Raw genomic sequence first — 22368 nt, 5'->3', positions numbered from 1 at the left:
TGCAGTCGTTTTTTTTAATTAACTTTTGGCTCTTGTTCAATTTCCCAAAGTTTTTCAAAGAAAGGTTGTCCTTTTACTAAGCGCTCGCATAATAATTTATGCTTCGGTGACCACCCTGACTTCGTTTCATCGTATAGCTGACTCCACACGTCTTGAAACGGCATCTCTTGAATGTCTTCGTACTTCGTTGGATTCCACTCCGTGTACCAGTAGCGGATTTGAGCTGTATTTTTTGTGGTATGTAGCTGATCAAGTGCCATAAATAACAGCTGTTTTAGCTGACGTTCTTTACGTGTTAGTCCTCTCATCGTTTCAGGAGACGGTGAAAGAATATGATGCTCTTTTTTATTCAGCTCGTCTTCACTGAACTTATATTCTAGCTCTTCTTGATCCGCAATCATCTCATAGACTAACTGTTCCTGTCTTGGAATTAAGCGGCTTTTTCGAATCGGAATATGATATCCCATCGTATCAATTGCTAAAATATTCGTTCCATCTGTAACAATAAAACAATATTCAACCTGCGTGCGTTCATGATTTTTCCGAATGTATGCTTTCTGATAGACATCTTGTAGTAGTTGTTGAGGTAGCTCGGAAAGATCATTTTCAATGTAATGAAATAAAAGCGGATTTACTTTTAATAACGGTGCTTGATCGAGCAGTTCTACACAATCGTCTTTTCTCCACTCATGGAAATGACACACATTATAACCGTTTTCTTCGCCTTCAAACCAATTAACCCATACATCATGAAGATATAGCATAATTTACCCCTCACTTACTATCTGTTTGTTATCCATCAGTATAGGCAGAGAAAGGAATTTTTATTCCAAATGATGTTATTTTTCTAAAAATTAATTGTAAAATGCCTTCGTTTTTGGTCATTATTCAAATGCACTTGTTTCGAAGCTCAGATATAACGCCAGTGCTAATGATTGCTAAAGGCTTCATGAGCTATATTCACCCCTATAAGCAGAAAAAAATCCGAGTTTCTTCTATATTAATAGGTTTGTCAGGAGGTCTGACAAACCTAAAAAAATCTATCACACTTTTGTGATAGATTTTTAACGAAGAGATTTGGGATTCAAAGCATCTTTTAATCCTTCACCAATGAAGTTGATAGCTAGGATCGTAAATGTAATAGCTAAACCTGGCGGAACCCACATCCAAGGCTTATTCTGCAGCACATCTGATTCCCTTGCTTCTGTCAGCATATTCCCCCAGCTTGGCGTATCAGCCGGCACGCCAAAACCGATAAAGCTAATCGCTGACTCAAACACAATAAGGATCGCCATCTGCAAACTGGCTTGAACCACAATCGTTGAAAACACATTTGGCAGCAAATGTTTAAAGATGATTTTAAACGGGCTGCACCCAATGGAAACGGCTGAAAGCACATATTCATTTTCTTTTTCAGCCAAGACTTTGCTTCGCACCAGCCGGGCCGTACTTCCCCAGCTTAAGAAACTAACAACTAGGATGAGCGTCCAAACGCCTGAGATCTTTCCAATTAGGATTGTATTTAACACTACAACGAAAACAATTAGCGGAAAGTTTAATACAAAGTCTGTAAAACGCATTAAGAATTGATCCACTTTGCCTCCGTAATAACCCGCAATCGAACCAATAAGAGTTCCGATTAAAATAACGAGTGTTGTACAGGCAACTCCAATCAGTAACGAAGTTCTCCCTCCATACAATGTACGTGCAAATACGTCTCGCCCATTTGTATCCGTTCCAAACCAATGCTCACTAGAAGGCGCTGCATTCATCGCCATATAGTCGATACGTGTAATATCTGCTTTTGTAAGCAGCGGTGCAAAAATGGCAAGAAGCGTAATCACAATCATGAAAGCTAAACTTATCATGGCTAGTTTATTTTTAACAAACTTCTTTCGCGCAATCGCCCATGGAGAAAGGTTTTTAGGAGCTTTCATATTCACTTCTGGCTGTACATCTTTTTTCGTTACAATTTCCATACTTTCTCCTCCTAATCCAAACGAATACGCGGATCTGCTACGCCGTATAACAAATCAGCAACCAGATTCCCAACCAGTGTTAAAATTGAAAACAACATTGTAAGCGACATCATAACTGAGTAGTCACGAGTTGCTACAGAGTCAACAAACAATTTTCCAATTCCCGGATACGTAAAAATCGTCTCTGTAATGATAGAACCGCTAATGATTGTTACAAGATCAAACCCTAAAAACGTAATAAGCGGAATCATTGAGTTGCGTAGGATATGAACATTATAAATTTTAGATTCTTTTGTCCCTTTTGCTCTAGCAGTGCGCACAAAATCTTTGCGACTGTTTTCAATAATATCATTGCGCAAAAATTGGGTATACTGCGCGGTCGACATCAAGCCAAGAATCAGCGCGGGTAATATAACGTGATGAATTCTACTTTGAATAAATTCCCATGATCCCTCTTTCAATCCTACTTCAACAGAACCGCTAAATGGAAACCAACCTAACTGAAAGGAAAATAAATAAATGCCTACGATCCCTGCGATAAACGATGGAACCGCTAATGCAAAGTAATTATATCCTGCAATAAAGTTATCTGCTAAGGTATACGGTTTTCTTCCTGCATACATACCTAAAATAAATGCAAACACATACGTAATCAAAAGCGAAGTCAAAGCTAAAAAGATAGTATTAGGCATACGCTCTAAAATAATATCTAATGTCGGTAACTTATGAGTTGTTGACTTTCCTAAATCTCCTTGTGCCACTCCCTTTACCCAGTTCCAATATTGAACGTAGATAGGATCGTTATATCCTAGCTTATCACGCATTTCCTCAATGTATTTTGGATCTGTATTACTAGGGTTGATTTCTCCCCCAAAAGGGTCCCCTGGCATCATTTTTGCCAGGGAAAACACAACAAAGGAGATCAGAATCAACATTGGAATCATCCCTAAAATACGTCTTAGTGAGTATTGCAGCATCGTTGACTCTCCTTTACATGTAAAATACTTATTCCGTTACAGACCATTTCTCCGGATCTACAACTACCGTTGATGGATCTAGAGTTACGTTTTTCACACGCTTATTCACAGCATAAATATTGATATTTTCCCATAAAGGAAGTGCTGGCAGCTGCTCATTAAAGAATTTTTGCCATTTTACATATACATCTTTACGGTATTTATCATCAAATGATTTTTCACTCAAACCGTCTTTAAGCATTTCATCAGATTCCTTATTTACCCAACGTCCATAGTTCCATTCAGCATCAGAGCTCCATAATCCTGTAGGATCTGGATCTGAACCAGTGTCCCAAGAACCAAAGAACGCTTCTAACGCCTTATCGTCGTTATCTTTCATTTCATTGTACAAGTTAAATTCAACAAGTGAACCCGTTGCTAATTTTGTTTTAATACCAATATCATTCCATGCTTGCATAATAGCCTTCGCACGCCCCTCGAAGTTGGCTGGACCAGCATAGTGACCGAATGAAATCGTAAATGGTTTTCCGTTTGGATCTTCTACAAAACCGTCATTATTCTTGTCTTTATAACCAGCTTCAGCTAATAATTTTTTAGCTTTTTCAGGACTATACTTGTACTTTGTTAAATCTTTTTGGTCAGCAGCAATCCAGAATACAGACGGAATAACTGTGTTAGAAACAACCGCTTTGTCGTTCATAAATGCTTTTACCATTGCTTTTCTATCTATTGCATAAAGCAATGCTTGACGAAATTTTAGATCTTTGAACTTTTCGTAATCATCTACGTTTTTACCAGCTTTTTGATCACGATGTCCAAATCGTAGACCAATATACGAATAACTAGTTGATTTCCCTTCCAAAAAGTCTAAGTTTTCTGCTTTTTCAACTTGCCCTAGATCAGCTGGGCGAACATCCATAATGTCGACATCGCCTTTTTTCAATGCTCCGGCGGAAACAGATGGATCCAGTACTTTTACAACAACACCATCAAGGTGAGGTTTACCTTTCCAATAATCATCATTACGTTCCATTTGGACATATTCACTTGCTACTACTTTTTTCACTTTAAACGGTCCAACACCAATAGGCTCTTTACGAACTTGTTTGGACTCTGCAAGATCTTTTACAGCAATTCCTTCGTAGTACTTTTTCGGCATTGGATACGGCCATAGATTGTCTAAGTTATTTACACGAACTTCTTTAAACGTTACTTTAAATGTTTGTGGATCTACTACTTCAACTCCGGAAATAGAATCCGCTTTGCCGTCGTGATATTCTTGAGCGCCTTTAATGTGCTCAACGTTTACATAGCGTGGACCTGTATAGTCTTTATCGGCAATCGTTTCATACGTATATTTAAAATCATCTGCAGTTAATGGATCTCCGTTATGCCACTTAATCCCCTTTTTTAATTTAAACGTGTAAGTTAGTTTATCACCACTCACGTTCCAAGTAGCTAAGTCAGATTTAATTTTTAATTTCTTATCATAAGTAAAGAGACCTTCATTGATAAATTCTAAGATTTGGCTATCATATGCACTACCATACAATGCGTACTCAAAAAGCCCTTCCGGCGCTCCGTCAATCCCATACGTAATCGTTCCCCCATCTTTTGGCTTGTCTGTTTTTGCACCTTCAGTTTTTGTTTCTCCGCCTTCTTTATTACTAGAAGATGAAGAACTGCTTCCACCGCTGCATGCCGCTAGAAAAAGCGATAGCACAAGCAAAATGGAAACAAGTGATAAAAACGATTTCTTTTTCATCATGACGTTCCCCCTATTTAACTAATAATCTGTTCGTATGTAGCTTTTACGAGTTATATAAATGGCAAGCTACTTGATGGCCAGGTCTCACCTCCTTTAAGGCAGGTTTCGTTTGGCTGCACTCCGCCATTGCATGTATACAGCGAGGATGAAACGCACAGCCTTTTGGCGGATCAATTGGACTTGGCACATCTCCCTGTAAAATAATACGCTGTTTTTTCTTTCGCGGATCTGGTTCAGGTATAGCCGATACAAGCGCTTGCGTATAAGGGTGCAATGGCTCTGCGTACAGACTTTTCTTATCAGCAATTTCCACTAAACCGCCTAGGTACATAACACCGATACGATCACTCATATGTTTAACAACACTCAAATCATGGGCAATAAATAAAAAGGTTAGGTCGAATTCTTGTTGAAGTTCTTTTAGAAGGTTTAAAACTTGTGATTGGACAGAAACGTCGAGTGCCGATACCGGTTCATCAGCAATAATAAGTTTTGGACGAAGTGCAAGTGCACGTGCAATTCCAATCCGCTGACGCTGTCCACCGGAAAATTCGTGAGGATATTTATAGTATGCATCTTCCGGTAACCCTACTTTTGTAAGTAGATTCATAACTTCTGATTTTAATTGATTGGTTGATTTTCCTGTGAAATTCCGAATTGGTTCAGAAATAACATTTCCAACCATTTGCATTGGGTTGAGGGAAGCATAGGGATCTTGAAAAACCATTTGAAAATCTTGTCTAATTTTACGGAGAGAAGTTCCTTTTGCTTCTGTGATATCTTTACCATCGAAAATAATTTTTCCGCTAGTTGGTTCCAACAGTCTTAGAATCGTTCTTCCTGCCGTGGATTTTCCACAGCCAGATTCTCCTACTAGACCGAGCGTTTCTCCTTTTCGAATAGCAAAAGAAATACCGTCAACTGCTTTTACATCACCAATTTTCTTTCGGAAAAATCCGCCGTGAATAGGATAGTAGGTTTTTAAATGCTGAACTTCTAGCAATACATCTTTCACTGCTTTAGTCATTAGCTTGTCTTCACTCCTTTTGACGGATAGCTATTTTTATACAGCAGACATGCGACATCATGCCCCTGTGAATCCTGGCGAAGAACAGGCGTAACGGAACTGCAGTCTTCCATTGCATGAGGACATCGGTTAACGAAACGACAGCCTGTCCGCGGCATGTTTACAAGAGAAGGCACAATTCCTTTGATCGTATTTAATACTTCTACATCATCTTCCATGCGTGGAATTGAGTGAAGAAGCGCTTTCGTGTACGGATGTTTTGGGGCATAAAATAACGTATCAACATCTGTATGCTCCACAATTTTTCCGCCATACATGACAATCACTTCATCACACATCTCAGCAACTACTCCTAAATCATGTGTAATCATAATAATAGACATATCATTGCTTTCTTGAATTTCTTTTAGCAATTCTAAAATTTGAGCTTGAACCGTAACATCTAGGGCCGTTGTCGGCTCATCAGCAATTAAAAGTTTAGGCCGACAAGCTACCGCCATGGCAATCATGACACGCTGCCTCATTCCTCCTGACAGCTGATGCGGATATTCATCGATGAGCTTTTCGGATCTCGAAATACCAACGCTTTTTAAAAGCGCAATGCTTTTTTCACGCGCTTCCGCTTTCGATATATTCATATGGTTAAACAATACTTCCTGCAGCTGATACCCAATGGTTAACACAGGATTAAGGGATGTCATTGGTTCTTGGAAAATCATTGAGATATCTTTCCCCCGAACATCATTCATCTCATCTTCTGATAAGTGCGTAAGATTCTTTCCGTTAAATAAAACGCTTCCGCTTCTAATTTGACTATTTACTTTAGGTAATAGCCCAATGACGGATAAAGACAATACGCTTTTTCCACAGCCAGATTCTCCTACAACCCCTATAATTCGCTTTCGTCCGACTTGAAACGACACGTCGTCCACAGCATTATGCCAGGAATCATTAATGGAAAAAGCAGTTTGTAAATTTTTCACTTCTAGTAAAGGTGTTAATTCGACGGGCTTTTTATCCATTTATAGTGCACACCTCATTTTTCTAAAAATTGTTATATTTGAATAAGATATTATTACAATTTCATTACAAAATCAATATTTTTTGAAAATTAATTATATTTTTTATTTTTAAAATAATGATTTCTGAATATCTCTTCGGCAATTTAACGCATAAACCTCCTAATTTTTTGTTGGAAATAGGATAAAATTTACTATTTTTAACTTTAGGTATATAGAACTTGTTTTTTTACAGTTGGAACGCAGATTTTTTTAAGATAGTATTGGTGCTAAGAGGAAGCAGCTGGGTAGTAGTTAAAGTGTGAGGCTTCATACATGAAGTAACAAGATGATAACCAATATTGTAGCCCATCATTTCTGGATACCAATTTTGGCCGAATAACAGTTGATCATATTTCTTTTCGTCGGCGCGCAGATTGTAATAAGATTTAACATGCTTTTCCCACATTTTTTTAGCTTCTTCAATGGTATAATAATTTGTCCACGGAGCTAAATATTTTTTACCACAATACTCCTCTACAGCTCTTTCAGCTAACCCTTCCATCATCATAGCGTCTAACAAAGTAATCGTTTCATCAGATTTATTAATGGCTTTTAGCCTGCAAACGTGATGGTATTCATGGGTAAGCACCGCTAACATTTCTTCATCGGATGTATGACTTGTCATAAACACAAATAATTTATCGGTAAAAGCGACACCTGCTCTTCCATTAAATTCACGCTGCATTTTTCGATTTCTAGGATTGCTTGGAAGCACTAGCACCGCTACATCGGGCCCATTCCATGCTTTTTTAAGCTTCTCATAATGTGCTTTAACTTTCTTCCAAACCTGTCTTTTCTTCATTTCTTCTAATTCTTTTATAAACATTAAAGAAGGCGGACACATTCCATAGTTAAAAAGTAATTCCATATATTCTTTTTCTTTTAATTTCTTAAAATAGCGCGCAAGATAACGGCTTATTTCTTTCGGCTCTGTCCAAGTAGAAGTTGAAACAATCGGCATTTTTTCCCCTCACTTTCTTCTTCCTTTTGTTTCATGATATGTTCACAGCTACTCTTTTGGTTATTAAAAATAAAAAAAATTCTAGGCATCAGCCTAGAATTTTTCATTATGCTTCGTATTTTTTAAAGATGATTGTTGCATTGTGACCGCCAAATCCAAGTGAGTTGCTTAGCACCGCTTTTACTTCTTGCTTACGCGCTTTGTTTGGAATGTAGTCTAAATCGCACTCTTCATCAGGTGTTTGATAGTTAATTGTTGGAGGAAGAATACCGTCTTGAATTGCCTTCACACTAAAAATAGCTTCTACTCCGCCAGCAGCTCCTAACAAGTGGCCAGTCATTGACTTTGTTGAACTAATTGCTACTTTTTGAGCGTGGTCGCCAAATACTTCTTTAATAGCCATTGTTTCAAATTTATCATTGTATCCTGTACTTGTACCGTGAGCATTGATGTAATCAATATCACTTGGCTGTAGGCCTGCATCTTCAATCGCATGACGCATTGCACGAACGCCGCCTTCTCCTCCTGGAGCTGGCGCTGTGATATGGTGAGCATCTCCTGTTGAACCATAGCCCACAATTTCAGCATAAATACGTGCGCCGCGCGCTAGTGCATGTTCAAGCTCTTCAAGCACAATAACACCCGCACCTTCTCCCATAACGAAGCCGTCGCGGTCTTTATCAAACGGACGAGATGCTGTTGCAGGATCTGGATTTGTAGAAAGTGCTTTATTCGCACAGAAACCAGCAATAGATAAACGCGTGATTGGCGCTTCCGTACCGCCCGTCACCATCACGTCTGCATCTCCGCGTTGAATGACTTTAAACGCATCACCAATAGAGTTTGTACCTGTTGCACATGCCGTTACCGTACAAGAGTTCACGCCTTTCGCCCCTAAAGCAATCGAAACTTGTCCTGTTGCCATATCAGGAATCATCATCGGAATGAAGAATGGACTTACACGGCGGGCACCTTTTTCTAATAACGTTGAATATTGGTTTTCAAACGTTTCCATACCGCCAATTCCAGAACCAATCCAAACGCCGACGTTTGGAGCAATTTCTTCTGTAATAGTCAAATCCGCATCTTTAACAGCCGCCAATGCAGCTACCATTGCATATTGAGTAAAGCGATCCATCTTACGAGCCTCTTTGCGGTCAATAAAATCTTCCACGTTAAAATCTTTTACTTCAGCCGCTACTTTAGCCGGGAATTCATCTGCATCTAGTCTTGTTAAAGGACCAACGCCAGACACGCCTGCTACTGCGTTTTTCCAAGCTGTTTCTACGTCATTTCCAATTGGTGTAAGCCCACCAAGTCCTGTTACAACTACACGTTTTTTATTCATCGTACATTCATCTCCTTCAGTTGCTTTAAAAATGTAGTGTTATTTTCCCCATCTAATAGCAATAGCTCCCCATGTTAAGCCGCCTCCGAAGCCAACCATTACAATTAAATCATCATCTTGAATTTTCCCTGCTTCAAGCTCATGAACAATTGAAATTGGAATCGATGCTGCTGATGTATTGCCGTAGTATTGGATTGTTTTAGACATTTTTTCTTCTGGCAAGTCTAATCGCTGTCTTGCAGCTTCCATAATACGAATATTCGCTTGATGAGGTACGAGAAAATCAACATCCTCTTTTGTTAAACCTGCTTTTTCAATTACATTAACAGCAGATTCCCCCATTTGTCGAACAGCAAACTTAAATACTTCACGTCCGTTCATGACAATATGATCAAGCTCGTTTTGATACAAGTGCTTGCCTCCCGTACCGTCCGACCCTAGTTCAAAGGATAAAATACCTCGTCCTTCTGATACAGGTCCCATTACAACTGCACCTGCTCCGTCTCCGAATAAAACAGCCGTGTTACGGTCGTCCCAATCTGTAATCTTAGAAAGCTTTTCTACACCGACCACTAATATATGCTTGTAAGCATTGGTTTCAATAAATTGCTTAGCTGTAATCATGCCGTACATAAACCCTGCACATGCGGCACTCACATCGTAAGAAGCTGCTTTTTTTGCTCCCAATTTTTCTTGTAGCATACATGATACTGTAGGAAACGGTTGATCTGGCGTTACCGTAGCAACAATGATCATGTCAATATCTTCTGCCTCGACGTTAGCTTTATGTAAAGCTTCAACTGCTGCTTTATAAGCTAAATCAGATGTGTCCTCGTTATCGGCTGCAATTCGGCGCTCTTGAATACCTGTGCGCGTACGAATCCACTCATCTGATGTATCCATTACTTTTTCAAGATCTAAATTTGTTACAACTTTCTCTGGTACATAACGTCCAATTCCTAGAACACCAGCGTTCATATCAACCTCTCCTTTAAATAAAAGGCTTATATTCCTATAAAACCTATATCCGTCATTTCATTTATCGATTATATAATCAATTATTATGAGTTGGTACTAATTTTACTTCATTTTTTATTTTTTGTCTATATAGGTGTTCGTCCTACTCAGGTATCTATCATGCTACATATAGTAATCATACGGGACCCTCTTACTCTAGTATGGGACATTAGGTAAGAACTTACCCGCCATTAAAATAGTGAAAGGAATGAGTATCATGGCAAGAAGACAAAGAAATGAAGGTTTTTCTGATTTTATGTTTGGAGCTGGGCGCAGAAAATCAAAAGAAGAAAGAGAGCGAGAGGAGTGGGAACGATTATTTAAACAAATCGATGAAATTGTACTCGCCGTCGAAGAACTAGCTCCTCTTCTTAAACAGTTTGCCCCTTTAGTCGATTTATTTTCCAAACAAAAATAACAGCTCGGATTCTACCGAGCTGTTTTCTTTAGTTGTTTTCATTTTCAGCTAATGCATCTTGCTTGCCAAGCTCATAGGCATCGTTCATTACTTTTGTTAGTAATGTCAATACCGGCTGTACGTGTTCCATTGATAACTCAACGCCTGTTTCATCTAAGATCTGTTTTGCTTCTGGCAAGTACTTCATTGCAATTTGCATGAATTGCATATTTTGCTCTTCCATAGTGAAATCTCCTTTATTAAAAACATTTATTCCTCCTTATATTAGCGAATCTATTCTATAAGTACAACTTTCTCCTTTTAATGAAGAGGTAAAAAGAATGTTCTCATATGTTTTTTTTGCAGATAAATGCCTTCTTTAGCCGTTACTTTTGAAGAAAAATGCAGCAGTTCTTTCGCTTTCCTGCTGATTTCATATTTTTCTTGAGCCGCTTCCTCCTTCACCTCCATATGAGTAATGTTTGCTCCTGCGCTCCAAGGCTGTAACTTTTCTTCAACTAAATGAACCACTTCATATGAATATGCAGCAGTTTTACAGCGTCTAAGTGCACTGACGGCATCTTCAATATAAATAATAAAATCCGTGCCTTCCATAATGTCAAAAGCCTCTTCGTACCCGGCAATATTTTTGGAATAGCACATTGACAAAGGCTGCCAAGGTCCGTAAAGAGTCGGCGTTCTGACAATTATAATGGGCCATCCATCATCTTTATATTTTTCTATCATTCGCTCAAAATGAACGTATAGCCTTCCTTCACTACTGTCCGGTTCTGGAATCGTTGTTTCTTCAATCTTTCGCTGCTGGTCTCCAAATACGCGCATGGTAGAAACAAACACAAATCGAATGTTGAATTGACGGCATTTGTTAAGCGCTTGAATGAGCACTTGCTGCGCTTTTTGCATTTCTTGTCTTAAAAAATCAGGATGATAAAAGTCTCCTCCATCGAAATACGTAAAGTAGACAACATCCGTTTCTGAGGTAATCATATCTAATGACTCTCCTACTTCAGTCGATGCATAATTAGCGTTTCGCCCTAAGAAAAATTTCATCTCTTCCTGCAAATCATCTTCTTCTTTATGAGCAGAATGTGTATACCCTTTTACTTCTGTACCTTCATCTAAAAAAGCCATACATAAATGAAAACCAATAAAGCGGTTTGCCCCTATTACTACTACATTTCCCATATCGCTTCCTCCAATTCTTCATTCATCATTTATTTAACAAAAAGCTTAAATCCCTATAGTTATAGAGGGCACTCATTCCTTATTTCAAAGAAGCTCATCTGTAAAAGCATCATGAACTCTTTTTTCATTTTATCTCTTATACAAAAAGCCCCTATGATATGTATAATCATAGAAGCTTTGCTTATAACACTTTTTCATGCTGTTTATAAAATTGGAGAAGGGACCGTTCAAACAAATAGTTTTTTTCCGGTAAATAAAGTGAAAGCATAATCGGAGAGTGAAGTTCTTCACGATGTAGTTCATATTTTTTACTGTGTGCAATTGGATAATGAGTAGAGGCATTAGGCGCCGTCCATATCTTCACGGGCAGCGTTGATTTTAATTCTGTAACAGAAGGGTACTCCTTAATTAACTTTGATACTTGCTTCCGCTCCACTTTATAAGCTTGAGTCAAGTCCTTCGTGAATTGTTTATAAAAGAATTTATTGTTTTTTTCATGTTCTGCATGCGTATGAAGATCAATACATGGATTTAGTAAACCAGCTGATCGAACGAACGTATTCCCGTCATTTTCCATTAGCTGCAGCGCTAACAGAGCCCCCATTCCTTCAGCTAAAATATGAATTCGTTTATTTAAAATTTCTTGTTTCATTACTAAATGATAAAGTTGTTTTGCAAGGTGATATGCTTCAGGAGACCCCCAATGCCGGCCATATAAATTGGAATAAAATACTGTGTATCCTTCATCTTGTAAACATTGCAACAGCTGTGACCTTCCGCCGTGCTGAATCCATAAGCTAGTTGAACTTTCAACAAAATGATCTTTATCACCCAATACTAACACACCGAAACCATTCGGTCGTTCAGGGACATGTACGACATTCCATTGCGTATCTAAGCTAAAAAAGCGTCGATGTATCATAGCTCTTCCTCCGTAACTTACTAGTTGTTCCATACAGTGTATGATAGAACCATCAAAAAGCGCACTAGAATAATGCCTATTTCTGACTTATTGCTCTTTTGTTTCTGCATGGGAACACGCCCCTTATTTATTCATAAAAAATTCAATTTCTTATTTGACTGCTATATGCTAAAATGAAATCAAACTGTACTGTAAACGAGGTGAATAGAATGCGTGTCGTAATGGCTTTTGTTTGGGGCTTTTTACTAATGAATATGGCAGTGTACGTAATCTCTGCAATGACGGGCGGTACTTACAGTTTCGCAACCGCTTCCATCCTTGGAGTAGTTTTCACGCTAGTTGTAATTTTGATTGGAGAACTGGGTGTACCGAATAAACCAGCAAATAATCATCACTAAAAAGTGTTGGCTGTAAAGCCAGCGCTTTTTTTATCTTTTGGCATAAGCTCTTCTCAGCAATTTCTTTCGTTAACTCGTATTCAAAACGAATGATTGAAGCTTTTTTACATTTATATACATTCATAATCATTGATTATCCTAACCTTTAACTATATAATTTTAGAATAATCAAACTATTAATTATAGGAGTGAATACTGCTGTGACTAAAGAAAAAATTGGTTTTATCGGAACAGGCGTTATGGGTCAAAGCATGGCCGAGCATTTAATTGACGCAGGATATGAAGTCCTTGTTTATACGCGAACAAAAGCTCGTGCTCAAGCACTACTTGAAAAAGGGGCCAACTGGAAAGAAACCGTTCAAGAAGTCGCCGAACAATCTGATGTTATTATCACCATGGTAGGCTATCCTCACGATGTAAAAGAGATTTATTTAGGCAAAGACGGCATTATACATAATGCAAAGAAAGGCTGCTATACAATTGATATGACGACATCAAGCCCTATACTTGCTCGTGAGATTTATCAAGCAGCAAAAGAGAAGCACATTCATGCACTTGACGCTCCTGTTTCAGGAGGGGATATTGGGGCTCAGAAAGCAACATTAGCGATTATGGTAGGAGGGGATTCTGAAGCATTCTCTGCCGTTACGCCTATTCTTGAAAAAATGGGAACAAATATCGTTCTTCAAGGAAGTTCTGGTGCTGGTCAACATACAAAAATGTGCAATCAAATTGCTATTGCCTCTAATATGATGGGCGTGTGTGAAGCGATACTCTATGCTGAAAGAGCTGGGTTAGATCCAAACACCGTTTTAAAAAGTATTGAAACAGGAGCAGCTGGAAGCTGGTCGTTAAGCAATTTAGCTCCTCGCATGATTAAAGGAGACTTCGAACCAGGTTTTTATATTAAACACTTTATTAAAGATATGAAAATTGCCATTGAATCAGCTGAAGAAATGGAGCTGTATACACCAGGGCTAAAGTTAGCAAAATCGCTTTATGAACAGCTCGAAAAACAAGGCGATGATAATAAAGGAACACAGGCTCTGTATACCCTTTTAAAACAGCATGCCCTAACTGTATAAAAGCAGGCAGCTCATTACGAGCTGCCTGTTTTTATTAATGATTTACGCTTCATTTAACGAATTCATAAAACGACTGAATGCGAGCTGCCCTTCAGTGTTTTGTTTAAACACACCTGCATGTTCTAAAATAGTTGCAAAGACCAAACCGAGCTCTTGTTGGAGAATGCTTTGGACATTTTGCTCTTCAATATGTGGATATTTTTTCTCGATTTGTTCGGCCCATTTTACGTGTTTTTGCACTTGATCATGTCTGCTGGCTAACTCGTTCAGGTTATTCTGAACTAACCCTTTGGCCACTAGACTCATTTCGTCTTTCAAACGACCGGGTAAAACCGCAAGCCCCATTACTTCGATTAAACCTATGTTCTCTTTTTTGATATGATGAACTTCTGCATGCGGATGATAAATGCCACCTGGATGTTTGCCGTTTGTTCGATTGTTTCGCAGTACTAAATCTAATTCGTATAAATCCCCTCTTTTCCTAGCAATAGGCGTGACCGTGTTGTGAGGAGTTTGATCTGTAAAAGCTAAAATATCAGCACTTTGATCACTATATGATTTCCATTTCTTCAAAATGAAATCCGCTGCTTCTACTAATGGTGTAAGGTGCGAACTTTGAAGACGAACGACCGACATCGGCCAATGAACAATTCCAGCTTTCACGTCTGGATATGCTTTAAGAGAGAACAATTTATTTATTTTTGCTTTAGCCATAGGAAAATCATGATAGCCGCCTTGAAAGTGGTCATGAGTTAAAATAGATCCTCCTACGATGGGTAGATCTGCATTTGATCCTAAAAAATAATGTGGAAATTGTTCAACGAAGGCAAGCAGCCGCTTAAACGTTTGCTTTGAAATATGCATGGGTGTATGTTCACTCGCAAAAACAATGGCATGTTCATTATAATAAACATAAGGTGAAAACTGCATGTACCACAGCTCTTCCTGTAATTCCACAGGAATAATCCGATGATTTTGACGAGCTGGGTGGTTAATACGACCTGCATAACCAGCATTTTCTTTACAGAGCAGACACAGCGGATAGTTGCTTTCCTTCAATGATTTGCTTGCTGCAATTGCTTTTGGATCTTTTTCCGGCTTGGATAAGTTGATAGTAATTTCAAGTTCTCCAAAGTCAGTGTTTGTTACCCATCTTTCGTTTTTAGCAATTCGGTCTCTGCGAATATAGTGAATGTCTTTTGACAGCTTATAATAATAGCTTGTGGCTTTTTGGGGGCTTTGCTGATAGTGTTCATAAAATGTCCGATTAACCTCTGAAGGCATGCTTGCAAAGCATCCCATTATTTTGGTATCGAATAAATCTCTATACGTGATAGAATTCTCGGCGATTCGATTGTTTTCTGCAGCCCAATCAAGCATGTTGTCTAAAATAGCAGCTGGATGTTCCAGACGTTCTTCTTTGACTTCTACTATAATACATTCGTCGAGCTTTAACACTTCCAGCAGTTTATTTCTCACCACATCTATATCCCATTTTGTTAATAGATTCTTTTGTAAACCATATTGAATAAGTCGGGCGATTTCTTCATGAATGTTGACTGACATACACTCGTTCCTTTCTCTATCTGTGTTTTCTCTTATACTGCTTCTAATGTGAGTTCACGCGCTCCTTCTCCAACGGTAACCACATAAAATTCAGCTTCTAAACTCGTTTTCTCATAATAGGTATCCCTTACTTGTTCAATAAACCTATCAACCTGTGCTTTTTGTACGATGCTAATTGTACAGCCGCCAAAGCCTGCACCCGTCATGCGTGATCCAATCACACCTTCTTGCAACCAAGCTGCTTCTACAAGAGCATCTAGTTCTTTCCCGCTTACTTCATAGTCATCTCGCAGTGAGCAGTGCGATTCATTCATCAATTGACCAAACCCTTTTAAATCACCGTTTTGCAATTTAGCAACCGCTTCTTTTGTCCGTTCATTTTCATATACCGCATGTTTAGCGCGCTTACAATCTACTTCATTTTGTATCAAAAACTTGTACTTTTCAAATTGCTCTTTGGTTAAATCACCAAGCGAATTAATAGAAAGTGACGTTTGCAAATCTGACAGCGCTCTTTCACACTCCATGCGGCGTTCATTATATTTTGAGTCTGCCAGTCCTCTTCGCTTATTTGTATTAGAAATAACGAGCACAGCATCTGTTAATTGCAGCGGGCTATACTGGTATTCAAGAGTTTGACAGTTTAACAATACGGCTTGATTTTCCTTTCCCATTCCAATTGCAAACTGATCCATAATCCCGCAGCTTACGCCGATAAATTCATTTTCAGCTTGCTGCGCCATTTTTACAAGGTCCATCATATCAATATTCAATTCAAGAATTTTATTTAAAAGTACGCATGTGACTAACTCAATTGATGCTGATGATGAAAGCCCTGCTCCGTTAGGAATATTGCCAAAAAACAAGATATCAAAACCAAAAGGAAGATCATATCCGTACTTTTTAAAGGTGTCCATTACTCCTTTTGGATAATTAGCCCAATCATCTTCGGTTTTGTACGTTAATTGCTCTAAAGAGGATTCAATAACTCCTGCTTCAGAGAAGTTTTTAGAGTACATACGTATTTTTCGATCATGACGTTTTTGTACTACCGCATACGTTCCTATACTCAATGAACAAGGAAAAACATGCCCTCCATTATAATCAGTATGTTCTCCAATTAAATTGACACGCCCTGGCGCAAAAAAGCAGCGAATAGCTTCTGACGAATGAAATATTTGTTTGAACTCTTCGATTAATTTTCCCAGCATTTATTATCACCTATTTTAAGTAGTTTTTTGGAAACGGATTCATATGTACATTGTAAAGTCCATTTTTCTTTGCCTCAATGGTAAAATTACTATTGATAATCGGTACTTTTTTGCTTATCACTTTAAAAATGATTCTTTTGAATTGACGATGAACTACTCTTACGCCAAAAAGGTGTTATCTTTATGTAAGCCTTGACTTGCAAATGATATGAAAATAATAGATTTAGAGACATCCCCTAAAAATAATCACGATATTTTCAAAAAATTATAGAAAAATGAAAGCGATTACGTTAAAGTAAGAATTAAGTACTACTTTATTTCAAAAAGAAGGTGAAAATTTGCTCTCACATTTCCAAGCTCAAGAATATTCAACGTACGCATACAGGTTTTTAGAATCCCGCACAAATGTAGTTGCGCAGCTATGGTCTGTTGGGTGGGATGAAGTTTTCTCTCCCCTTTATAACTGGAGCGGAAATCAGCGAAAAGACGTAGGGAAATATATTTTTCAATACACGGTTTCTGGGTACGGAATGATTGAAATAGATGGACAAGAATATAAAGTGGATGCTGGGAAAGCATTCATCGTCAATATACCTGGAAATTATCGCTATTACTTACCAAAGGAAAGTGAAAACTGGGAGTTTATTTTTCTTACATTATACGGAGATGAAGTACAAAAATGCTGGGATTATATTCAGTCAACCCACTCCCCTGTAATACGGTTTCATCCTGAATCAGCACCTGTTCAGCTGCTTGCTCAAATATATAAGCGGGCAAGTGAAAAACATATAGCAGATCCATTTCATGCCTCAAGCTTATCTTACCGCTTTGTAATGGAGCTGTACCAATATATTAAAAGCATGGACAGTTTTACAGAAGATTGGCCTGAAAGTATTATTAGCTCTATTTTATTTGCCCGTAATCATTATCATGAAGAAATCGGTCCGGATGAAATGGCAGATGCAGCTCATTTATCTCGCTATCATTTTAGCCGGTTATTCAAACAAACGACTGGGATTACGCCGATTCAATACTTAACGAAGCTTCGCATTCAAAAAGCGGCCGAGCTATTGCATCAAACCAAGTACTCAATCGAAGAAATTGCTGAAAACGTCGGCTATGCAAATGCCAATTATTTAACAAAAGTATTTCGTAAAACGACCAATATGACACCCGGGCAGTATCGAAAAAGTGATGCATCCATTGATGAGCACTTTGCATTGCCAAAATAAAAACGACTTCCATAAAAGGAAGTCGTTTTTATTTTTTATCGGGAATTTCTACTACCACAGAACCTTTTTCGTAAATAAAAGTCAATTTTTTACCCGGGATAATCATATTTTCTAAAATATCTCGTGCAGCTTGAAGTGCAAACTCTGTCCGTTCTGCCTTTTCCTGCACTTCTTCATTTTCAGCTTGAAGATCATTTTTATCCAGCGCTCTTATTTTAGTTAATGCCTGATCTATAAAATCGTATGCTTCGTCATATATAAGCTCTATACGGTCCTTCATGTGCTCATTCATGCTCCTTTGCCCATTTTGTATTATCATAAATGAATTAGATATATTCTACAACCTAAAACTGAATAAGTTTTTACGCTTAGCTCTCACGTATTTTCTTTCATTTCTTTTCATTTTTTTTAAAAGAAGAGCTGCTTTTAATAGCAAAAAAAGACCATTCAATTTATCATGAATGATCTTTTTAGGAAACTTATACGCTGACAACAAACTCATCATCTTTTACATCAACTGTCACTTGACTATAATCTTCAATTTGTCCTGCAATTAATTCTCTGGCAATTTTTGTTTCAATATATTTTTGAATAAACCTTTTTAAAGGGCGAGCTCCGTATACCGGATCAAATCCGGAGGCTGCAATATAATTTTTTGCTTCTTCTGTTAACGTTAACGAAATATGACGATCGGATAAACGCTTTTCAAGCTGAACCAATAGCTTATCAATAATCCCTTTTACTTCATGAACAGTTAGCGGTTTGAATAAAATCGTGTCGTCTACTCGATTTAAGAATTCTGGACGAAAATGCTGTCTTAATTGAGCCATCACTTGCTCTCTGGCTTTTTCAGTAATCTCGCCTTCACTTGTTAAACCGTCTAATAAAAATTGAGAACCGATATTCGACGTCATAATAATAACTGTATTTTTAAAATCAATGACTTTTCCTTTTGAATCTGTTGCTCTTCCATCATCTAGTATTTGAAGGAGAACATTAAATACTTCGGGATGGGCTTTTTCAATTTCATCTAACAAAACGACTGAATAAGGCTTGCGTCTCACCGCTTCCGTTAGCTGGCCGCCTTCTTCGTATCCTACATAGCCAGGAGGCGCTCCTATAAGCCTAGAGACCGCATGCTTTTCCATGTACTCAGACATATCAATACGAACCATTTGTTCTTCACTGTCAAATAAAGAATGTGCCAGCGTTTTGGCTAGCTCCGTTTTTCCTACTCCGGTAGGTCCTAGGAAAATAAATGACCCAATCGGACGGTTCGGGTCTTTAATGCCTGCCCGTGCGCGAATCACAGCATCCGTCACTAAGGATACAGCTGCATCTTGTCCAATCACACGCTGCTGTAAAATTGACTCAAGCTTCAACAGCTTTTCTCTTTCCCCTTCAACTAGTTTTGATACCGGAATTCCCGTCCATCTTCCTACAATTTCAGCAATTTCTTCTTCTGTTACTTCTTCTCTTAGCAAACGGTTTTCTTGTGCTTTTTCAGCAGCTGTTTCTTCCAGCTGTTTTAGTTCTTTTTCAAGAGCTGGAATGCGTCCGTGGCGAAGTTCAGCTGCTTTATTTAAATCATATTTCCCTTCAGCTTCTTCTAGGTCTCGCTTCGCTTTTTCAAGCTGCTCCCGGACATCTTGCACCGTTTGAATCGACTGCTTTTCTTTTTCCCACTGCAGCTTCATTGTATCTGCACGTTCTCTTAAATCAGAGACTTCTTTTCGAATTGCCTCTAACCTTGTGATGCTTGCTTGATCTGTTTCTTTACTTAATGCCGCTTCTTCAATTTCAAGCTGCATGACACGTCGTGTAACTTCATCTAATTCTGATGGCATCGAATCAATTTCTGTTCGAATAGTTGCGCATGCTTCATCAATTAAATCAATTGCTTTATCAGGTAAAAAGCGGTCTGAGATATAACGATCAGACATAACCGCTGCTGAAACAATCGCTCGGTCGTGAATATTCACGCCGTGATGAATTTCAAATCGTTCTTTTAAACCACGTAAAATAGAGATTGTATCTTCTACTGAAGGTTCTTCAACCAGTACCTGTTGAAAGCGTCTTTCAAGCGCTGGATCTTTTTCAATATACTGACGATACTCATCAAGAGTTGTAGCTCCTATACAGTGAAGTTCTCCTCTAGCAAGCATTGGTTTTAAAATATTCCCTGCATCCATCGCTCCATCCGTACGGCCTGCTCCAACGATTGTATGAAGCTCGTCAATGAATAAAAGAATTTGACCGTTGCTTTTCTTAACTTCTTGAAGAACAGCTTTTAAACGCTCTTCAAATTCTCCCCTGAATTTCGCTCCTGCTACTAAAGCTCCCATATCTAATGAAAAGATGGTTTTATCTTTTAATCCTTCAGGCACATCTCGGCGAACAATACGCTGTGCTAGACCTTCAACAATCGCTGTTTTACCCACGCCAGGTTCTCCTATCAAAACTGGATTGTTTTTTGTTTTTCGCGATAAAATGCGGATAACGCGGCGAATTTCTCCGTCTCGTCCAATGACTGGATCAATGTTGCCTGCTCGTACTTCTGCTACTAAGTCTCTTCCATATTTAGCTAACGCTTCATATGTGACTTCGGGATTTTGACTTGTAATTCGCTGATTTCCTCGAAGGCTGGTAAGCACATCTTGCAGAGCTTTTTTTGTTATACCGTGACTTGAAAATAACTTGCCATATTCACTAGAAGACGGTTCCTGTGCTAATGCTAAAAAGATGTGCTCAACTGAAACGTAATCATCTTGCAAACGAGATGCTTCTTCTTGAGCTTTAACAAACAGCTGCTGAAGTTTATTCGTAATATAAACCTTCCCTGCTTCAGCACCACTTCCTGTAACGGCTGGTTTTTTCGCAAGCAATTGATTTACCTGCTGCTGAAAAGATTGATGATCTATATGTAAATGATCTAATATGCGAGGAGCAATACCATCTTGCTGATGAATGAGCGTATAAAGCAAATGAGCAATATCCACTTCCTGCTGATTTCGTTTAATAGCTTCGGACTGCGCTTCCATCACGCCTTCTTGCAATTTTTGGGTCATTTTATTTATATCCATTGAACATCCTCCTTCGATACATTTGACCTTTATTGACCTTTACTTCATTATACCCAGCAATAGGAAAACAAGTAAAGCCATTCAATTTAGAATGGCTTCTTTATTTTTTACTATTTAAGGCTTACGCATGTACGTCCAGTGGCGATCATCGTTGGCCGTCTCTGGAAAACGCTCTCCTGCTTTTAATTTAACCTTTTGAGGATTATTTACGTTACTTCCTGTTTCACCAATTTCAATATACACTCCGTTATTAGGAGCTTTTTGACCCGGTGTGAAATGACGATTTTGTCCCATTGTCCTGCCTCCTCATTCCTGAAATGAAATGTTCTCCTATACTATTCCCTTAAGATTTCTGTTTCATAATGGAGATGTTTTCATATTAGGCAGAGAAAAAGAGCAGACCTTTAGATCCGCCCTTTTATATTAATGAGTAAATTTGATAGCTTGTTCGATTTCAGTTTCTCCAGCTAGCATTTCAAACGTTTTTCCTATCGTAGCTTCTTCGTTTAGACATTCTACAAGCACGGCTGCTACATCTGCTCGGGGAATCGTCTGAGATTTATCTTCAATATCATTATTGATATCAATTTTCCCAGTAGCTTGATCATTCGATAAAGTTCCTGGTCGTACAATTGTATACTGTAGATTAGACTGCTTTAAGTATTCATCCGCTATCGCTTTCGCACGCAGGTAAAGCTGTAAGCCTTCTGGTCCTTGTTCAGGTGCGTCTGTTCCCATTGAACTTAACATAACAAAGCGCTTTGCACCTTGATTTTTTGCTTCATCAATGATATTTTTAGCGCCGTTTTGATCCACAGCGATTGTTTTTTCGTCTCCCGTATGTCCTCCAGAACCTGCTGCAAATATGACAGCGTCCATACCTCTTAAAGCATCTGAAACATCTTGCTCCAAGTCACCAAGCACAACGTTGGCACCCAGCTTCTTTAACGCGTCTGCTTGCTTTTCGTCGCGAATCATCGCATAAGCTTCGTGGTGCTTGCTGTTTGCAACTTTTTCTACCACTTGTTTTCCCGTTGTTCCGTTTGCTCCAACAACTAATACTTTCATCATAAATCACCTTTCGTTCTGTTTAGTATACAGTTGGTGTTCCCTCAATTAATTCCCTTTAA

The 22368-nt window shown here is 38.5% G+C and carries 22 protein-coding genes; 4 read left to right on the top strand and 18 right to left on the bottom strand.

What is annotated here, in order from left to right:
• Positions 1-14: 14 nt before the first annotated feature.
• From POF52_RS16530 to POF52_RS16490, 9 genes are all read right to left on the bottom strand, one after another.
• The gene (locus POF52_RS16530) at positions 15-764 is read right to left on the bottom strand and encodes a YjbA family protein (protein ID WP_016763046.1); all 750 of its coding nucleotides are present in this window, start codon (positions 762-764) and stop codon (positions 15-17) included.
• A gap of 300 nt (positions 765-1064) precedes the next feature.
• Positions 1065-1979, bottom strand: a complete 915-nt coding sequence (opp4C, locus tag POF52_RS16525) for an oligopeptide ABC transporter permease (protein ID WP_013081753.1) — start codon at positions 1977-1979, stop codon at positions 1065-1067.
• 11 nt (positions 1980-1990) lie between these two features.
• Entirely contained in the window at positions 1991-2956 is a 966-nt protein-coding gene (gene opp4B, locus POF52_RS16520) for an oligopeptide ABC transporter permease (RefSeq protein ID WP_013055410.1), read from the bottom strand.
• 28 nt (positions 2957-2984) lie between these two features.
• Entirely contained in the window at positions 2985-4724 is a 1740-nt protein-coding gene (gene opp4A / locus POF52_RS16515; protein WP_176585108.1) for an oligopeptide ABC transporter substrate-binding protein, read from the bottom strand.
• Between the two features lie 43 nt (positions 4725-4767).
• Positions 4768-5751 carry an ABC transporter ATP-binding protein gene (locus POF52_RS16510; protein ID WP_013081750.1) on the bottom strand — a complete coding sequence of 328 codons (984 nt, stop codon included), beginning with the start codon at positions 5749-5751 and terminating at the stop codon, positions 4768-4770.
• Positions 5751-6773 (bottom strand): ABC transporter ATP-binding protein, encoded by a 1023-nt coding sequence (locus tag POF52_RS16505; RefSeq protein WP_271993478.1) that lies wholly within the window; start codon positions 6771-6773, stop codon positions 5751-5753. The genes POF52_RS16510 and POF52_RS16505 overlap by 1 nt, the downstream gene beginning before the upstream one ends.
• A gap of 226 nt (positions 6774-6999) precedes the next feature.
• Entirely contained in the window at positions 7000-7773 is a 774-nt protein-coding gene (locus tag POF52_RS16500) for a DUF2268 domain-containing protein (RefSeq protein WP_271993477.1), read from the bottom strand.
• A gap of 106 nt (positions 7774-7879) precedes the next feature.
• Entirely contained in the window at positions 7880-9121 is a 1242-nt protein-coding gene (gene fabF / locus POF52_RS16495) for a beta-ketoacyl-ACP synthase II (protein WP_013055405.1), read from the bottom strand.
• A gap of 39 nt (positions 9122-9160) precedes the next feature.
• Positions 9161-10099 carry a beta-ketoacyl-ACP synthase III gene (locus tag POF52_RS16490; protein ID WP_013081747.1) on the bottom strand — a complete coding sequence of 313 codons (939 nt, stop codon included), beginning with the start codon at positions 10097-10099 and terminating at the stop codon, positions 9161-9163.
• A 256-nt stretch (positions 10100-10355) separates the two neighbouring features.
• On the opposite strand from POF52_RS16490, the gene POF52_RS16485 reads away from it, so the two are divergent.
• Entirely contained in the window at positions 10356-10556 is a 201-nt protein-coding gene (locus POF52_RS16485) for a hypothetical protein (RefSeq protein ID WP_016763038.1), read from the top strand.
• A 28-nt stretch (positions 10557-10584) separates the two neighbouring features.
• Here POF52_RS16485 and POF52_RS16480 read toward each other — a convergent pair whose 3' ends face one another.
• The 3 genes from POF52_RS16480 to POF52_RS16470 all read right to left on the bottom strand — a co-directional run bounded on the left by POF52_RS16480 (position 10585) and on the right by POF52_RS16470 (position 12663).
• The gene (locus tag POF52_RS16480) at positions 10585-10779 is read right to left on the bottom strand and encodes a ComZ family protein (RefSeq protein ID WP_013081746.1); all 195 of its coding nucleotides are present in this window, start codon (positions 10777-10779) and stop codon (positions 10585-10587) included.
• 77 nt (positions 10780-10856) lie between these two features.
• Entirely contained in the window at positions 10857-11741 is an 885-nt protein-coding gene (locus tag POF52_RS16475) for an NAD-dependent epimerase/dehydratase family protein (protein WP_016763037.1), read from the bottom strand.
• 181 nt (positions 11742-11922) lie between these two features.
• A complete protein-coding gene (locus POF52_RS16470) occupies positions 11923-12663 on the bottom strand; it encodes a hypothetical protein (RefSeq protein ID WP_013081744.1) in 741 nt (246 codons plus the stop codon).
• Positions 12664-12872: 209 nt separating this feature from the next.
• Between POF52_RS16470 and POF52_RS16465 the strand changes: the two genes are divergently transcribed.
• Positions 12873-13061 (top strand): YjzD family protein, encoded by a 189-nt coding sequence (locus POF52_RS16465; RefSeq protein WP_013055400.1) that lies wholly within the window; start codon positions 12873-12875, stop codon positions 13059-13061.
• Positions 13062-13261: 200 nt separating this feature from the next.
• Positions 13262-14146 (top strand): NAD(P)-dependent oxidoreductase, encoded by an 885-nt coding sequence (locus POF52_RS16460; RefSeq protein ID WP_271993476.1) that lies wholly within the window; start codon positions 13262-13264, stop codon positions 14144-14146.
• Between the two features lie 42 nt (positions 14147-14188).
• Here POF52_RS16460 and galT read toward each other — a convergent pair whose 3' ends face one another.
• Both galT and POF52_RS16450 read right to left on the bottom strand, forming a co-directional pair.
• The gene (gene galT / locus POF52_RS16455; RefSeq protein ID WP_271993475.1) at positions 14189-15712 is read right to left on the bottom strand and encodes a UDP-glucose--hexose-1-phosphate uridylyltransferase; all 1524 of its coding nucleotides are present in this window, start codon (positions 15710-15712) and stop codon (positions 14189-14191) included.
• 32 nt (positions 15713-15744) lie between these two features.
• A complete protein-coding gene (locus POF52_RS16450; RefSeq protein WP_271993474.1) occupies positions 15745-16923 on the bottom strand; it encodes a galactokinase in 1179 nt (392 codons plus the stop codon).
• A 338-nt stretch (positions 16924-17261) separates the two neighbouring features.
• Here POF52_RS16450 and POF52_RS16445 point away from each other — a divergent pair, with 338 nt between their 5' ends.
• Positions 17262-18155 carry an AraC family transcriptional regulator gene (locus POF52_RS16445; RefSeq protein ID WP_271993473.1) on the top strand — a complete coding sequence of 298 codons (894 nt, stop codon included), beginning with the start codon at positions 17262-17264 and terminating at the stop codon, positions 18153-18155.
• A 28-nt stretch (positions 18156-18183) separates the two neighbouring features.
• Here the strand turns inward: POF52_RS16445 and POF52_RS16440 are convergent, their stop codons facing one another.
• The 4 genes from POF52_RS16440 to POF52_RS16425 form a co-directional block, all read right to left on the bottom strand.
• Positions 18184-18435, bottom strand: a complete 252-nt coding sequence (locus tag POF52_RS16440; RefSeq protein WP_014461601.1) for a hypothetical protein — start codon at positions 18433-18435, stop codon at positions 18184-18186.
• A gap of 199 nt (positions 18436-18634) precedes the next feature.
• The gene (gene clpB, locus POF52_RS16435) at positions 18635-21238 is read right to left on the bottom strand and encodes an ATP-dependent chaperone ClpB (protein WP_271993472.1); all 2604 of its coding nucleotides are present in this window, start codon (positions 21236-21238) and stop codon (positions 18635-18637) included.
• A gap of 114 nt (positions 21239-21352) precedes the next feature.
• Positions 21353-21532 (bottom strand): YjzC family protein, encoded by a 180-nt coding sequence (locus POF52_RS16430; RefSeq protein WP_013055394.1) that lies wholly within the window; start codon positions 21530-21532, stop codon positions 21353-21355.
• Positions 21533-21661: 129 nt separating this feature from the next.
• Entirely contained in the window at positions 21662-22306 is a 645-nt protein-coding gene (locus POF52_RS16425; RefSeq protein WP_271993471.1) for an SDR family oxidoreductase, read from the bottom strand.
• Between the last annotated feature and the right edge of the window lie 62 nt (positions 22307-22368).

The sequence above is a fragment of the Priestia sp. AB genome (genome assembly GCF_028369225.1).
Taxonomy (GTDB): domain Bacteria; phylum Bacillota; class Bacilli; order Bacillales; family Bacillaceae_H; genus Priestia; species Priestia megaterium.
The sequence above is the reverse complement of the archived record's forward strand: the minus strand, read 5'-3'. Positions and strand labels throughout refer to the sequence as shown.

Bases quoted from the DNA above. Each gene is read 5' to 3' on its own strand.
- opp4C (WP_013081753.1), bottom strand. From the start codon at position 1,979: ATGGAAATTGTAACGAAAAAAGATGTACAGCCAGAAGTGAATATGAAA.
- POF52_RS16470 (WP_013081744.1), bottom strand. From the start codon at position 12,663: ATGATACATCGACGCTTTTTTAGCTTAGATACGCAATGGAATGTCGTA.
- POF52_RS16475 (WP_016763037.1), bottom strand. From the start codon at position 11,741: ATGGGAAATGTAGTAGTAATAGGGGCAAACCGCTTTATTGGTTTTCAT.
- POF52_RS16480 (WP_013081746.1), bottom strand. From the start codon at position 10,779: ATGGAAGAGCAAAATATGCAATTCATGCAAATTGCAATGAAGTACTTG.
- POF52_RS16530 (WP_016763046.1), bottom strand. From the start codon at position 764: ATGCTATATCTTCATGATGTATGGGTTAATTGGTTTGAAGGCGAAGAA.
- POF52_RS16490 (WP_013081747.1), bottom strand. From the start codon at position 10,099: ATGAACGCTGGTGTTCTAGGAATTGGACGTTATGTACCAGAGAAAGTT.
- POF52_RS16450 (WP_271993474.1), bottom strand. From the start codon at position 16,923: ATGCTGGGAAAATTAATCGAAGAGTTCAAACAAATATTTCATTCGTCA.
- POF52_RS16430 (WP_013055394.1), bottom strand. From the start codon at position 21,532: ATGGGACAAAATCGTCATTTCACACCGGGTCAAAAAGCTCCTAATAAC.
- POF52_RS16510 (WP_013081750.1), bottom strand. From the start codon at position 5,751: ATGACTAAAGCAGTGAAAGATGTATTGCTAGAAGTTCAGCATTTAAAA.
- fabF (WP_013055405.1), bottom strand. From the start codon at position 9,121: ATGAATAAAAAACGTGTAGTTGTAACAGGACTTGGTGGGCTTACACCA.
- POF52_RS16425 (WP_271993471.1), bottom strand. From the start codon at position 22,306: ATGAAAGTATTAGTTGTTGGAGCAAACGGAACAACGGGAAAACAAGTG.
- clpB (WP_271993472.1), bottom strand. From the start codon at position 21,238: ATGGATATAAATAAAATGACCCAAAAATTGCAAGAAGGCGTGATGGAA.
- POF52_RS16465 (WP_013055400.1), top strand. From the start codon at position 12,873: ATGCGTGTCGTAATGGCTTTTGTTTGGGGCTTTTTACTAATGAATATG.
- POF52_RS16500 (WP_271993477.1), bottom strand. From the start codon at position 7,773: ATGCCGATTGTTTCAACTTCTACTTGGACAGAGCCGAAAGAAATAAGC.
- POF52_RS16485 (WP_016763038.1), top strand. From the start codon at position 10,356: ATGGCAAGAAGACAAAGAAATGAAGGTTTTTCTGATTTTATGTTTGGA.
- galT (WP_271993475.1), bottom strand. From the start codon at position 15,712: ATGTCAGTCAACATTCATGAAGAAATCGCCCGACTTATTCAATATGGT.
- POF52_RS16440 (WP_014461601.1), bottom strand. From the start codon at position 18,435: ATGAAGGACCGTATAGAGCTTATATATGACGAAGCATACGATTTTATA.
- opp4B (WP_013055410.1), bottom strand. From the start codon at position 2,956: ATGCTGCAATACTCACTAAGACGTATTTTAGGGATGATTCCAATGTTG.
- opp4A (WP_176585108.1), bottom strand. From the start codon at position 4,724: ATGATGAAAAAGAAATCGTTTTTATCACTTGTTTCCATTTTGCTTGTG.
- POF52_RS16505 (WP_271993478.1), bottom strand. From the start codon at position 6,773: ATGGATAAAAAGCCCGTCGAATTAACACCTTTACTAGAAGTGAAAAAT.